Here is a 13,492-nt window from a genome sequence, read left to right as displayed (position 1 = left end):
CAGGCGTCCGCCGAGCCGAGCGTCGGGTGCCCGGCAAAAGGGAACTCTTCGCTGCCGCTGAAGATCCTGATCCGGTAGCTGACAACGCGGACGGGGCCTGCGAGACTGCACGCATGGCCGCGAATAAGCCCGCAAACAAAACCACAGCCACCGGCGCGTCCGTCGAGGAGTTCCTGGTCGCCATCGAGCATCCTGTCAGGCGCCGGGACGGGCTCCGCTTGCTCTCGGCGATGGCTGAAGCGACAGGTCAGGCTGCCCAGATGTGGGGTCCCGCGATTGTGGGCTTCGGACGGTACCACTACAAATACGAGACCGGCCGCGCAGGGGACGCACCCGCAGTAGGCTTCTCGCCGCGAAAGGCCAGCCTGTCGCTTTAGGGCCGAGCTGCGGGCCGGAGCCGGCCAGCCTGCGGGCCCAGCTGGGGAAGCACAAAACCGGGGCTGGCTGTCTCTACATCACTATGCTCGAGACGTTGACGAGGCAGTGCTGACCGGGCTGGTTCGGGACGGTTACCGTTACGTCACGACCGTATTGCACCGGGACTGAATCTTAACGCAGAAGGCCCCCGCATCCGGTTCCGACAAGGAATCCGAAGGCGGAGGCCTTCCAGTAGTTCGGGAGTGCAGAGCCGTTGAGGGCTACTTGCCTGCGACTACGTCGAGGTCGATCACAGCGGCAACGTCGTTGTGCAGACGGACGTTGGCCTGGTAGGAACCGACCGACTTGATGTGGGTCGGCAGTTCAACCTTGCGCTTGTCGATGCGGCCAAGGCCAGCGGCCTCAACAGCGTCGGCCACGTCGCCTTGCTTGACGGTGCCGAACAGTCGTCCGGTCTCGCCAGCCTTGACAACGAGCTTGACCGGCTTGGCGGAGAGTGCTGCGGCCTGCTTCTGAGCGTCTTCCAGGGAAGCGTGCTCGCGGGCGGCGCGGGCAGTCTTGATTGACTCAACCTGCTTCTCGCCGCCCTTGGACCAGGTCAGAGCGAAGTTGCGGGGCAGCAGGTAGTTACGTGCGTAACCGTCCTTGACCTCGACAACATCGCCTGCAGCACCGAGACCGGTTACTTCGTGGGTCAGAATGAGCTTTGCCATGTTAGTTAATCCCTTCCTTAGCCGCGGCCAGCGCCGGAGTAAGGCAGCAGAGCAACTTCGCGGGCGTTCTTGATTGCCTGGGCGATCTTGCGCTGTTCCTGCACCGTGACGCCGGTGACGCGACGGGCGCGGATCTTTCCGCGGTCGGAGATGAACTTGCGCAGCAATGCTACGTCCTTGTAGTCGATGACAGTGATGTCAGCGGCCTTCAAGGGGTTGGACTTTGGTTTGGGCTTACGGAGTTCAGCCTTAGCCATCGTGGAGCTCCTATTCGATGGAGCCCGTGGATATTGATCCACGGGATGGTGGTGATCCGACGTTGAACAGCACCGGTTCGCCTTGCGGCATCCCGGCAGTGTCCGTCCTCGAACCTTAGATGTTGTTTAGAAGGGAGGTTCGGAGTCCGGGCCGTTGCCCCAGCCGCCGCCTGCATTGCTGACCCCGGGCGTAGCCCAGGGGTCATCCTGCTGTGCGGGCTGGTTGCCGCCCCAGGTTCCGCCTGCGTTGCCGCCGCCCTGGTTTCCACCAGAGCCGCCACCGAAGCCGCCGCCGCTGTTGCCGGCGCCAAAACCACCCTGGGCACCGTTGCCGGCACCACCACCGCCGGAGCGCTGGGTACGGTTGACCTTGGCGTTGGCGTAGCGCAGGCTGGGGCCGATTTCATCGACCTCAAGCTCGATAACGGTGCGCTTCTCGCCTTCTTTGGTTTCGTAGGAACGGCTCTTCAGACGACCGGAAACGATGACGCGCATCCCCTTGGTCAGGGATTCGGCGACATTTTCGGCTGCTTCACGCCATACCGATGCGCGCAGGAACAGGGTTTCCCCGTCCTTCCACTCATTGGACTGGCGGTCGAAGGTGCGGGGAGTAGAAGCGATGGTGAAATTCGCTACGGCCGAACCTGACGGTGTGAACCTCAGTTCGGGGTCACTGGTGAGATTACCGATGACCGTAATAGTGGTTTCGCCTGCCATCTACTGCCTCCTTGTTCGTTCCTGCGGGATGAAGAGTGAAAAGTGGACGCTGAAGTTACTCAGCAACAACCTTCTGCACTTCGGGGCGGGTGATCTTGGTGCGCATGATGGTCTCGTTGAGGCTCAGTTGGCGATCAAGTTCCTTGGCGGTACCCGGCTCAGCGGTGAAGTTCACCACGGCGTAGATACCTTCAGACTTCTTCTGGATTTCATAAGCCAGGCGACGACGGCCCCAGATGTCAACCTTTTCGATGGTTCCACCATCGGTCGTGATGACGTTCAGGAACTTCTGAAGCGTTGGCTCAACGGTACGCTCTTCGACCTCGGGGTCGATGATTACCATCAATTCGTAAGGACGCATATGTGAACCCACCTCCTTTGGGCTAAGCGGTTACGGCATTTCCGTAACAGGAGGTTCATTTGCGGTGCCGTGTGCGTGCAACACCCCCGGGGACGGGGGCAGGGCGCAGCACAGACTTCAATAGCTTAGTGCATCGGGACCGGATTCCGCGATTCCATCCCTGTCCAACGTAGGCCCAACCGGCAAGGCCCGGAGATCGGTCCGGAAGCTATGTGGACAACCCTGTGCCATGATCGGGGAATGAACACCGGTTCCCTTATCCGCGGCCACTCCCGTCCGGTCCGGCGCGGCCGGCTGCGGCTGGCGGTGATGCTGCTCGCCGGAGTACTCGGGGCCACGGCGACCGGACTGTCCGGGTACTGGGTGGAGGCCCCGGCGGTCGGCTGGGGCAGCGCCTCACTAACCTATGTTGTGTGGGTCTGGCTGGTGATCGGCCGTTTCGACCCGGACGAAACGCGCGCGCACGCGACCGCGGAGGATCCCGCCCGGAGCACCACTGACCTGCTGATCCTGGCCGCTAACGTCGCCAGCCTCGGGGCGGTGGCCGCCGTCGTCGTTGATTCCCATACCAGCGGCGGCGGATCCCGCTTCGCCGGCGGGCTTCTGGCGCTGGCGTCGGTGGCCCTCTCCTGGCTCTTGGTGCAGACGCTGTTCACGCTGCGGTACGCCGAGCTGTATTACCACCCGGACGGGAAGGCCGGGGCGGCCGTTGGCGGTATCGACTTCAATCAGGAACGCAACCCGCAATACACCGACTTCGCGTACCTCGCCACAAGCCTGGGAATGACTTACCAGGTCTCGGACACTGCCCTGAAGAACCACCGCATCCGGACCGAAGCGCTCAAGCACAGCCTGCTTTCCTACGTCTTTGGCACCGTCATCCTGGCCACGACCATCAACCTCGTGATCAGCCTGGCCTGAGGGTGGCGGCCCGGAGGCTGGTCCTGCAGGGTAGAAAAACGAGTACAGGACGTCGAGACTACTCGACTTCGGGCGATGCCCTACTCGACTATCCGCACGGCCTAGTCCCCCGGCAGGGCGACGGATATATTGGCTGTGAGTATCACCATCGGGACGATCCCTCCACGACAGGGTAGCTAGGTGGCTAGCTGCAGCCCCGAATTTGCCGCGGGCAATTCCGGTGGGGCTGTAGTGCGAGTGCCGAGCGTGTGAGTGCCAGCGAACGGCCGCATTTTTGACAGACGGGGACCGCATGCCTGAAGTGTGCCGCAGCGAGCAGGACCTCACCCCCGCCATGCGTATTCTTGTCTACCCCCATGAGCTGGCCATGGGAGGCAGCCAGATCAACGCACTTGAGCTTGCGGGCGCAGTGCGCGATCTGGGACACAACGTGACGGTCTTCGCCACCTCCGGAGTACTGGTCGAGAAGGTGAGGATGCTGAACCTCGAGTACGTCGAAGCGCCGCGGCGCAGATTCGCCGTGGATCCCGCGACCATCCGAAAACTGACAACCACAGTGCGGTCGCGGGGTATTGACGTTGTCCACCCCTATGAGTGGGCACCCAGTATCGATACAGCGTTCGGGCCCGGCCTGCGCTTCGGAACCCCGGCAGTTATGACAGTGCTCTCGATGGACGTCCCGGACTTCCTGCCGCGGCATTTTCCCCTGATTGTCGGCACGCATGCCCTCGCCGTCCAGCAGAATCTCCGGCGCTCCCACGTTCAGGTCATGGAGCCTCCGGTCGACACTGCCCAGAACAAGCCGTCCGTCGTCCCTAATGCCCGGCGCCAGCTCCATATCCCGCCGGATCAGCTGGTCGTCAGCGTAGTTGGCCGGCTGACAACGGACCTGGAAAAATTGCAGGGCGTTGAGGCGGCCATCCGGGTTATGGACAATTTGTCCGAAAGCCGGCCGGTGACCTTGCTGATCGCCGGCGACGGCGAAGGCCTGGCTGACGTAGCTGCGGCGGCCCGGGCGGTCAACCGCCGGCGCGGCCGGGAAGTGGTTCGGGTTTTGGGCAACGTCGGCGACCCCCGGCCGCTCTACGACGCGGCGGATGTGGTTCTTGGGATGGGAAGCTCAGCGTTGCGCGGAATGGCGTATGCCAAACCCCTTATCGTGCAGGGGACAAGGGGTTTCTGGAAACTCGCCAGCCCGGAGACGGCACCCCGGTTCCTGCAGGACGGATGGTTCGGCCACGGCGGTGGCGGCGGGGCGGACTTGACGCAGATTCTCGCCCTCCTCTTGGACAACGAGCAGTTGCGTTCGGAGCTCGGAGCCTTCGGTCGCGAACTGGTTGAACAAAGATTCGGCCTCGATCAAGCGGCACGGAAGCTTGAAGCCACCTACCGTCGCCTGCTGCTGGCACCGCCGGGGGCCCGGCTCAACAGCTCCGTGGTCCGGACCGGCTATGGGGTGGCGAAATTCCGTGCCGTGATGAATTTCAGGCAGCCCAAACCGCCACTCAGCCCCCGCAAGTCACCGGCATGAGGGCCGCCCAGCCCGGACTTGGGCCGCAAATCGGCCGCGGGCTCGCGTGGAGCAGCATCAACAGCCTCGTGCTGCGGCTGGGCAGTTTTGCCGTTGGAATCGTGTTGGCTCGGTTGCTGGCACCTGAACAGTTCGGCGCGTTTGCCATCGCATTAACCGTACAGGCCATCCTTATGACCCTCGCCGATTTAGGCATGAGCGCGGATCTGATCCGCTCGGCGGAGCCCGCACGGAAAGCGCCAACGGTAGCCAGCCTCGGAATTGCTTCGGGAGCATTGCTGGCCGTGACCATGGCTCTTTCGGGCCAGGGTGTAGCCGAATTGCTTGGCAGCCCGGACTCCGGTCCGGTGATCTCGGTCATGGCGGTCTCGTTGTTGCTGGCAGGGGCCGGAGTGGTGCCCTACGCGGCACTGCAACGCCGGTTCGCGCAGAAAGAATTGTTCGGAATTGCGGTCTCGGACTTCGTTGTCGGCACCGCTTTAACGATCATCCTGATTCTGGCCGGCTGGGGCGTAATGGGTCTTGCTGTCGGGCGGCTTGTCTCCCAAAGTGTCGCCTTGGTTTTGCAGTTCATCCTCGCCGGAGAAAAGGTCCGGTTCGGATTCGACCGGTCCGTAGCACCGGAAGTGCTGGCGTTTGGGCTCCCCGTTGCCGGTGCCAACATGCTCTCCTGGGTGCTTTTGAACGTCGACAACGTAGCAATCTCCCGTCTTGCCGGCCCCGTGGCACTTGGCTTCTACTTCCTGGCATTCAACGTCTCCAACTGGCCGATGAGTGCGCTGGGCCAAGTTGTGCGCTCCATCTCCATACCTGCGTTTGCCAGATTGGCCCGAGGGAATACCGACAAGAGTTTCGCGGCGGTCCTGGGTCCAACCTGGGCAGTGTCCCTGCTGGCCGGGCTTATGCTGGCGGTACTGGCGCAACCGGTCATTGAACTGGTCTACGGGACCGTCTGGCTGTCCGCTGTCCCTATCCTTGCCTGGCTCGGGCTCTTCGGAGCCCTGCGCACCCTGTTCGACCTGGCCGCGTCGTATCTACTGGCCAGAGGCGCCTCAAGACCGGTGCTCGTTGTGCAAATCCTTTGGATCGCTGCCCTTATCCCTGCTGTCCTGTTCGGCATTCAGGCCGGAGGAACCCCCGGCGTGGCGATCGCGCACCTGGCGACGGCCGCCGTCGTGGTGTGTCCCGCCTATGCCGTGGCCCTTCGCCGCAGCGGGGCCGATCTCCGGGCCGTGGCCGCCCGCCTGTGGCCACCCCTGGCGGCTGCTGTTCCGGCGGGTGGTGCCGCTATGGCAGCCCTCGGCTGGGCCCCCACACCACTCACGGGACTACTCGCCGGGGGGTTGACCGGCACGGCCGTCTACTCACTTCTGCTGGGCCGCTGGTTTCGGCAGCAGATCCGCGACCTCAGGGGCTGGATGCCGGCCGACGCCGGCGCGGCCCCGTCTCCGGCGCCCGCACCGGAGACGACGACGGCTGCGGGACCACTGTGACGGCAACGATCAGCAAGAAGATCAGAACCCGCCCCTCGCCGGGGGCCGACGGCCCGGCTACTGTCACAGTGGTCATTTCCTGCTACAACTACGGCCGATTCCTTCGTGCCGCGGTGCTCAGCGCCGTCAGCCAGGACGACGTCACCGTTGACGTGATCATCGTCGATGACGCTTCGACGGATGACAGCCGGGACGTGGCGGAACTGCTGTCCGCCGAACATGGCAACGTCCGGGTGTTGACCCACAACACCAACCGTGGCGTCGTCGAAACATTCAACCATGGTGCCAAAGCCGCACGAGGCGAGTTCCTCGTGCGGCTCGATGCTGACGACATGCTGACCCCTGGCTCACTTGGCCGTTCCACTCGGGTGGCCCGCGCTTACCCCTCGGTAGGGCTGGTCTACGGACACCCCATCCACTTCTCCGCCGATGTACTCCCGCCGCCCCGGCTACTCGCATCCGCCTGGACCATCTGGCCGGGCCGGGAGTGGCTGACTGACCGCTGCCGCAGCGGCATCAACGTCATCACCTCGCCCGAGGTCCTGATGCGCAGGTCGGTACTGGAAGAAATCGGCTACCAGGCACAGCTCCGGCACACCCATGACATGGAGCTCTGGTTCCGCCTCTCCGCCTTCGCTGACGTCGCCTACATCCACGGGGCCGATCAGGCCTGGCATCGCGAGCACAGCGAAAGCCTCTCCGCCCGCGAGGTCAACGTCTTCGTGGATCTGCAGGAGCGACGGGAAGCTTTCGACGTACTTTTTGCCGGCCCTGCCGGCTCGATCTCCGAAGCCGGCGAGCTGCGGCGGTGCGCCACCCGGGCGCTGGTCGAGGAAGCCCTGAAGACCGCTCGACGCGAACTCGACCGAGGCGCCGGACAGACAGATCTGTTCCGGTCCAGCCGTGAGCTCGCCCGGGAACTGGCCCCCGGAGTGGTTGGCACCACCGCATGGACTCGTCTGGCGCTGCGCCCGGGCCAGACTTCCCGGTCCGCGCGATTCACCGCTGCCGCACTGGCCCGGCGCATAGCGGCGCGATTGAGATCCGAGCTCCAATGGCGGCGCTGGCACAGGACTGGAGTGTACTGATGACTGTTGAGGATGCCGCCAGAGCCGAGCTGACCGTCCTGACCCCGAGCTACGGACCCGACGCGGAGTTGTGCGCTGACCTGAACCGGTCCGTGATGGAGTTGACCGACGACGTCGAACACCACATCGTTGTCCCGTGCGGGGACCGGAAACACTTCAGCAGCATGGAAGGGGGCCGGACGTTTGTCCACGATGTCGGTGAGTTCCTGCCGCGCCGCCTGGTCAAGATACCGGGCGCCAACGCCTGGGTGAACGCCCTGCGCCCCTGGCCACCAGTGCGCGGCTGGATCGCCCAGCAACTGGTCAAATTGTCCGCTGCCGCCTCCTTCACCACCCGGGGAGTGCTACTGGTGGATTCCGACATGGTGCTCATCCGCAGGACGTCCCTGGAGTCCTTTATGGTGAACGGGAGGCCTGCAATGTACCGCAACCCCGGGGCGGTCCACGCCGGGCTGCCCCTGCACCGCACCTGGCACGAAACTTCCCGGTCACTCTTGGGACTGGCACCGCCGCCGGCCGAAAACCTTCCGGATTACATCAGCTGGCCGTGCCTCTGGAACCCCGCAATCGTCCGGGACCTGTTGTCCGCAGTGGAAGAAAACACGGGTCTGAACTGGACCACTGCAATCGGCAGTCAACTCCGCTTCTCCGAAATGATCCTCTACGGAGTGTATGTGGACGAGGTGCTCGGAGGTGCGGAGTCAACGACCTCGCGGATGAAAAGCGTCGTCTACTCGGAAGAGCGCCCCTTGAATCCTGCCGGAATGGCTGAATTGCTGGCAGCGGTCAGCTCCGACGATCTTGCCATCATGATTTCGGCCAAGTCGGGAACCAGGCTCCACCACCGCCGCCAAGCCGTTGCAAACGTCCGGGGGACACTGGCCGGCGAACGGGAGCAGGGCTGATGATGCGGCCCACAGGGCGGCTGGCCCAGCTGGCCACCAGGCTGAAGCGGGACGGCCCCGGCGAAGTTTTTCGCCGCGGAACACGGAAGATCGCCCAGAAGGCCGGCGACCGGCTGGGGTGGGCCGAGCTGGATTTCCCCCTCCGGACAGAGGACATTACGGATCCGGAAACCCGCCGGGTTCCTTCCCACTATCCCGTCCGGGACGGCGCCCTTGAAATCGGCTGGGTCTGCACACCGCCCGGGGCCGGATCCGGCGGGCACACAACCCTGTTCCGCATGGTTGAAGGATTGGAGCGCCGCGGACACAGCTGCACCCTGTTCCTTTACGACGTTAACGCCGACGACGTCGCTCGCCATGAGGAAGTTATTCGGCGGTGCTGGCCCGGGATGAAAGCAGCCATCAGGTCAGCTACACCCAGCATCGACGGGGTCGACGCGGTTGTGGCCAGTTCCTGGCAGACGGCTCATGTGGTGGCGTCCCGGGTGCGGGGCCCGATTCGCCTCTTCTACCTTGTACAGGACTACGAACCCTATTTTTATCCTCGCGGTTCGCTGTACACCCTCGCAGAAATGTCATACCACCTGGGCCTCGAGTTGATTGCGCTCGGCGACATGGTAGCAGCGCAGCTTCAGCACGAATCAGGCATCGTGCCGGCGTTGACGGTCCCGTTTGGCTGCGATACCGGGGTGTACCGGATCCTGGAGGATGCCCGCGGCCGGCCGCGAAGCGGCGTGGTTTTTTACGCCAAGCGGAACACCGACCGCAGGGGATACGTTCTCGGCAAGTTGGCGCTGGAACTCTTCCACCATATGCACCCGGAGGTGGAGATCCATGTCTATGGCGACCGCGTGGCGAACTGGCGTATTCCTGTCACGAGTCATGGGAATCTTCTGCCAGTTGAACTGAATGAACTCTACAACCGCACCAAAGCCGGTCTGGTGATGTCGTTTACGAATATCTCCTTGGCTGCCGAAGAACTCCTGGCTGCAGGCTGCAGGCCCGTCCTGAATGACTCCGCCATGGCACAAGCCGATCTTCCCGGCGCCGGTGCCGTCTGGGCCCGGCCAACCCCGGCGGCCCTGGCCGGCGCACTCTCTTTGCTGGTCGCAGGTCCGGAGTGGAAAGCTGCGCCCGGGGTCCGGCAGGGCTGGGACCACACCCAGGCGATGGTGGCGGACAGTCTTGAATCGGCGTGCAGGGGAGACCTGAACGCCACATAAGCCGGCCGCACTGGTCCTGCCGGGGCCCTCGCCGGCCGCCGCTAAGGAGCGCTGTGGGGCCCGCCCACGCTACTCTGGCTCGCGGACGTTGACGTCGCGTACGGTTCAGTGCTCCCTTCCGGGCTGCCGGCTGAACGTCTCCTGCCGCCGCGAGTGGCGGGCGCCTGGCCGCGGGTGGCGGGCGCCTGGCCGCGGGTGGCGGGTGCCTGGCCGCGGCCCTGCCCTGGTACTCGTGTGCTCTCCGGGCCCCTTGAGGCCTTGTGAATGCCAGCGGATGGATCAGGGATGCGGAGGCCGTCCGCTGGTGGCGGCCCGGCTGGCCCGTCCCCGGCGGCTGGGGACGCTGCCTTGCGGGCGGCCCGCTTTCTTCCCGCCACCTCCACCACTCGGGCGAGGGACACCGCGCCGAAGACCAGAATCGCGCCCACCAGAAAAACGATGATCGCTGCCCGCAGGCGGTTTGAGTACAGCTCGGTGGCACGGTCCGGCTTCGAGACCATCAGCGGGGCGAAGTAATAAGTCTTGTCCGCCCCATTGATGCTCTGCATTTCCAGGAGATTGGATTCCAGTAGCTGGCCCAGGGCTTCGGTGGTCGCGACGGCCTGCTGTGCTGAGTCGCCAACGCCCCTGATGTCCACCACAAACCCGTTGCCCCCGAGGCCGCGGCTCACGGCGTATTCATTGCCGAGCCCTGCCGATTGCAGCTTGTCCCCCACGGCCAGAGAGTTGAGCCTGGTGATCAGCACATCGATGACCAGGGCAGGGTCTGCCGACCGCAGGTAGGGATTGTCCTTATTCACGAGTCCAAGTTCCGGTTTCTTTTGGATGTCTTCGCTCGTCGGGACGATCGGATTCACCACCGCGTAGCTCATGCTCGCCTCATACGACCTCGGACCGAACTGGTAAACATATCCCGCGGCCAGGAGCGTAAGCAGCACAACAGGAAGGACGAAGAACTTATGGTGCCACAACGTTTTGAGCACAGCCAGGGGATCCATTAGTTGTCTCCATTTCGCGCAGTTGGGCCGTTCTTGGGCAAACTATCCGGTGGCGCCGCGACGTCAACGACCGCCAGAACCTTTGTCTCGCGCTTGACGAGGATCCAGACGGCTCCGCCGAGGCCAACGAACAGCGGGTAGACAAGCGCAAAGACCGGAAATGAGAGGGAGTCGAACCCCAAAGAGCAGACACCCGCGACGAGTCCCGCCGCCGCGATGGCACCGGCCAGGCATTTCAGCGACTGGGTCCGGGCAACCCGGGCTGCCTGCACAGCGGCCAGACCCGGGAGCAACAGGTAGAGGACCACTGCGAGCAGTCCCACCAATCCGAGGGTTACCGCGGTATTCAGGTATTGATTGTCGAGAATGAATACAGCGTTTTGCGGCACGTAGTTTCCGGGTCCCGTCCCGAAGATGGGACGCTCCTCGAACATGGCGGCCACCAGGGGATAGTTATTGGTCCTGTTGCTGATCGAGGGGTCGGACTCACCGACGCTGACGCTCTCGCTGATCGTACTGACCAGACCAGGAACGGTCAGGAAGAGTCCCGCGAGCACCACCGGCAGAATCAGGCTCAGCCAGCGCCGGGCCCCCCTCGGCAGGAACGGCAGGAACGTCAACATTCCCACCGTCAGGCCAAGGACTCCTGAGCGCGACACCGTGGACGCCACAGCAAAGACCAGGAGCGCAGTGACTCCCCAATGGATCCATTTGCGGCCGACGGGATCGTAGAGCCCGCGCCAGATCGACAGCGGCAGCAGCATCGCCGTGACCACGGCGAGCTCAATGGAGTGAAAAGTACTGCCGGACACCCGCATCAGGGCGCCTCGCGCCTGGAACGGCGTATCACCGCCATTGTAGGTAAAGCCGGGCATGGCGGCCTGGATCCATTCCATCGGGTTCACCCGGAAGTAGAACTGGACCACGGCCACCAGGCAACAGAAGACGCCGCCCGCGAGCAGGGCCCTGACCAGCACCAATGCGTGGGTGACGGTTCGGATCTGTTCGGTGGTGACCAGGACGATCCCTGCGCTGGCTGCCAACAGGATCAGCCATCTGTCCGCCGAAGCCCGAACAACAGGGGTGCTGCCCCCGGTCCAGCCGGATACGAGCCCGATATAGGACAGGCACGACGCCAGGATCAGCGCGCCCAGGGCAAGCCGTCCCGGATGCCGGAAGCCCACGGGGTCATGCAGGCCGAGCAGGAAAGAGACCACCCACAGCACAAAGAGCCCGGCCGATAGCAACAGCGGCACGGTCCCGGCCGCCCCCAGCCCGCCCAAGACCATGCTTGAGGGAAAGAAAAACACGCCAAACGCGACCATTCGGAGGAGCAGCGGCGGGTGGCCCTTTGGCGCCGGGGATATCTCGAAGTCGGCCAGCGCGGAGGATTGGCGTGGTGACGCGCCGGATCTTTGCTCCGGGATTCGGACAGTACCGGCCATTCACTTCCCCAACCTACCTAGAGGACCGCCGGGTCACAACGCCAGTGCCCGTCTTTTCTGACACTAGCCCTTGGGCCGCGCCGGAAACAGTACTTTTCCGAAAACGTCTTTACCGATTCCGGCTGTGCCGGAGGCAGTAATTTAGTAGGATGGCGCACAGGCCCGCCCTGCCGGACCTTCCCCACGAAGACCTTCAAAGTTTGAAGGGGTTCCCATGGCATTCGGATATCTGGTCCCTGAGTTTCCGGGGCAGACCCACAGTTTCTTCTGGCGTGAAGTGGCCGCACTGCGGACCTTGGGAATGGAGCCGGAACTGATCTCCACCCGCCGCCCCAAAGGGGGGAGGGTGAGCCATGGCTGGGCCGGGGGCGCGGAAAATGAGACGTACTACCTCGTGCCACCCTCACCGGCAACCCTCGTCCTTGCCTCAGCAACCCTGCTAAGAGGACTGATGTCCGGCCGGGCGCCCGCCCTCCGGTGGTCGGTCAGGGAATACCGAGCTGGGCGTGCACCGGCGGTCGGACTGCGCCGGCAGGTCATGGGTGCACTCTACCTGGCCGCGCTTGTCCTTGCCGCTGCCGATCTGGTCCGGGTTTCCCGGAGCAGGGCCTGGACGCATATCCACGTCCACTCCTGCGCGGACGCCGCACAGATAGCACTCTTTGCCCACCGCCTCTCAGGCCTCCCCTACAGCCTGACGCTTCACGGTCCGCTGGCCGATTACGGGCCCAATCAAGCCGACAAGTGGCAAAATGCCGCTTTCGCCGTGGTCATCACCAAGGGGCTACTCCGGGACATTGGCCAGCAGCTCGGCGCGGCGCTTCCAGGCAGGGTTGAAATCGCGCCCATGGGGGTCGACACCACAAATTTCATCAGGCGGACCCCTTATGAACCCTGGACGGGCGCGGGACCCGCCAGGATATTCAGTTGCGGGCGGCTCAACCCCAGCAAAGGCCACAAAGACCTCGTCGCCGCGGTCCGATTGCTGGCGGACGCGGGAATAGACGCACGGCTCGTGGTTGCCGGCGAGGACGAAGTTGGCGGAACCGGATACCGGCTTGAGCTTGAGCGGTTCATCACCGAGTTGGACTTGGCTGGCAGGATCACGCTCCTCGGGGCCGTATCCGAAGAAGTCATCCGATCCGGACTTGAGGAGGCACACGTTTTTGCCCTCGCGAGCCATGCCGAGCCGCTGGGGGTAGCAATCATGGAGGCTATGTCATTGTCCGTCCCCGTGGTCGTTACCGGCGCTGGGGGCGTCCCGGAGTTGGTGCAGGACCAGCAGAGCGGCCTTCTGGTCGCCGCCAACGATGCCGTCCGGCTCGCGGCCGCCGTCGCCCTTGTGCTGAACTCCCCGGATCTGGCCAGCCGCCTGGGCGCTGCAGGTCGGCAGCGCGTGGCGGAGCGGTTTGACAGCACCCGCAGCGCCGCAATCCTGGCCCAACTCATCCGAGGGGTATAG

General features: G+C 64.1%; 14 protein-coding genes. 8 read left to right on the top strand and 6 right to left on the bottom strand.

The genetic code is table 11. The annotated features are described in order from the left end of the window. Positions 1–113: 113 nt before the first annotated feature. Positions 114–377 (top strand): hypothetical protein, encoded by a 264-nt coding sequence (locus QMG72_RS17750; protein ID WP_309485700.1) that lies wholly within the window; start codon positions 114–116, stop codon positions 375–377. A gap of 261 nt (positions 378–638) precedes the next feature. On the opposite strand, the gene rplI is transcribed toward QMG72_RS17750, so the two are convergent. From rplI to rpsF, 4 genes are all read right to left on the bottom strand, one after another. Next, positions 639–1,091, bottom strand: coding sequence for a 50S ribosomal protein L9 (gene rplI / locus QMG72_RS07465; protein WP_226775607.1), 453 nt, complete (start codon positions 1,089–1,091; stop codon positions 639–641). Positions 1,092–1,108: 17 nt separating this feature from the next. Then, entirely contained in the window at positions 1,109–1,348 is a 240-nt protein-coding gene (gene rpsR / locus QMG72_RS07460; RefSeq protein WP_003800144.1) for a 30S ribosomal protein S18, read from the bottom strand. Positions 1,349–1,474: 126 nt separating this feature from the next. Then, a complete protein-coding gene (locus QMG72_RS07455; protein ID WP_226775606.1) occupies positions 1,475–2,065 on the bottom strand; it encodes a single-stranded DNA-binding protein in 591 nt (196 codons plus the stop codon). 55 nt (positions 2,066–2,120) lie between these two features. Continuing rightward, on the bottom strand, positions 2,121–2,426 hold the full coding sequence (gene rpsF / locus QMG72_RS07450; RefSeq protein WP_226775605.1) for a 30S ribosomal protein S6: 306 nt from the start codon (positions 2,424–2,426) through the stop codon (positions 2,121–2,123). Between the two features lie 240 nt (positions 2,427–2,666). Here rpsF and QMG72_RS07445 point away from each other — a divergent pair, with 240 nt between their 5' ends. The 6 genes from QMG72_RS07445 to QMG72_RS07420 all read left to right on the top strand — a co-directional run bounded on the left by QMG72_RS07445 (position 2,667) and on the right by QMG72_RS07420 (position 9,587). Next, on the top strand, positions 2,667–3,347 hold the full coding sequence (locus tag QMG72_RS07445) for a DUF1345 domain-containing protein (protein WP_226775604.1): 681 nt from the start codon (positions 2,667–2,669) through the stop codon (positions 3,345–3,347). Positions 3,348–3,639: 292 nt separating this feature from the next. Further along, positions 3,640–4,878 carry a glycosyltransferase family 4 protein gene (locus QMG72_RS07440; RefSeq protein WP_226775603.1) on the top strand — a complete coding sequence of 413 codons (1,239 nt, stop codon included), beginning with the start codon at positions 3,640–3,642 and terminating at the stop codon, positions 4,876–4,878. After that, positions 4,875–6,371: a lipopolysaccharide biosynthesis protein gene (locus QMG72_RS07435; protein ID WP_282360023.1), complete on the top strand. Its 1,497-nt coding sequence runs from the start codon at positions 4,875–4,877 to the stop codon at positions 6,369–6,371. Before QMG72_RS07440 ends, QMG72_RS07435 begins: the two co-directional genes overlap by 4 nt. Next, complete coding sequence (locus QMG72_RS07430; RefSeq protein ID WP_283480176.1) at positions 6,368–7,459, top strand: glycosyltransferase family 2 protein; 1,092 nt, start codon at positions 6,368–6,370, stop codon at positions 7,457–7,459. The genes QMG72_RS07435 and QMG72_RS07430 overlap by 4 nt, the downstream gene beginning before the upstream one ends. Beyond that, the gene (locus tag QMG72_RS07425; protein ID WP_283480175.1) at positions 7,459–8,364 is read left to right on the top strand and encodes a DUF6492 family protein; all 906 of its coding nucleotides are present in this window, start codon (positions 7,459–7,461) and stop codon (positions 8,362–8,364) included. The genes QMG72_RS07430 and QMG72_RS07425 overlap by 1 nt, the downstream gene beginning before the upstream one ends. Next, entirely contained in the window at positions 8,364–9,587 is a 1,224-nt protein-coding gene (locus QMG72_RS07420; protein WP_226775599.1) for a glycosyltransferase family protein, read from the top strand. The genes QMG72_RS07425 and QMG72_RS07420 overlap by 1 nt, the downstream gene beginning before the upstream one ends. Before the next feature lie 41 nt (positions 9,588–9,628). On the opposite strand, the gene QMG72_RS07415 is transcribed toward QMG72_RS07420, so the two are convergent. Both QMG72_RS07415 and QMG72_RS07410 read right to left on the bottom strand, forming a co-directional pair. Further along, positions 9,629–10,585 (bottom strand): hypothetical protein, encoded by a 957-nt coding sequence (locus QMG72_RS07415; protein WP_226775598.1) that lies wholly within the window; start codon positions 10,583–10,585, stop codon positions 9,629–9,631. Beyond that, a complete protein-coding gene (locus QMG72_RS07410) occupies positions 10,585–12,030 on the bottom strand; it encodes an O-antigen ligase family protein (protein ID WP_226775597.1) in 1,446 nt (481 codons plus the stop codon). The genes QMG72_RS07415 and QMG72_RS07410 overlap by 1 nt, the downstream gene beginning before the upstream one ends. Before the next feature lie 214 nt (positions 12,031–12,244). On the opposite strand from QMG72_RS07410, the gene epsE reads away from it, so the two are divergent. Further along, positions 12,245–13,492: an exopolysaccharide biosynthesis GT4 family glycosyltransferase EpsE gene (epsE, locus tag QMG72_RS07405; RefSeq protein WP_282360027.1), complete on the top strand. Its 1,248-nt coding sequence runs from the start codon at positions 12,245–12,247 to the stop codon at positions 13,490–13,492.

It is taken from the genome of Pseudarthrobacter sp. PH31-O2, assembly GCF_030063265.1.
GTDB lineage: Bacteria > Actinomycetota > Actinomycetes > Actinomycetales > Micrococcaceae > Arthrobacter.
Note: the sequence above shows the minus strand (reverse complement) of the source record. Positions and strands in the feature narration are given on the sequence as shown.